The sequence below is a fragment of the Pantoea sp. SIMBA_079 genome (genome assembly GCF_046940275.1).
Lineage (GTDB): Bacteria > Pseudomonadota > Gammaproteobacteria > Enterobacterales > Enterobacteriaceae > Pantoea > Pantoea borealis.
In genome coordinates, this window is sequence record NZ_JAWRYR010000618.1 from 1 (window position 1) to 254 (window position 254).

At 65.4% G+C, this 254-nt stretch carries 1 pseudogene; it reads right to left on the bottom strand.

Annotated features, from left to right (window positions below):
• Window positions 1–211: pseudogene (locus SB719_RS21420) on the bottom strand (transcriptional regulator); the annotation flags it as partial.
• Between the last annotated feature and the right edge of the window lie 43 nt (window positions 212–254).

Consider the following 254-nt stretch of genomic DNA (forward strand, 5'->3'; position numbering starts at 1 on the left):
CCCCTTGACGCAAGGCCTGCAGCACCGCGCCTTGGGCCAGGTCGTCGTTACAGAAGAAGATGCCGTCGACATCCGGCGCCTGCTGCATCAGTTGGCTGAACAGCGCGCTGCCCAGGGCAATCGACGATGGCTCCGGCGCCAACACTTCCAGCTCGGCGGCCTGCAAACCGGCCTCTGCCAGCGCCTGACGGAAACCCTCGGCACGCTGCATCACCCTCGGGTCCAACTGAGCGGCAATGAATGCTAGGCGCTTG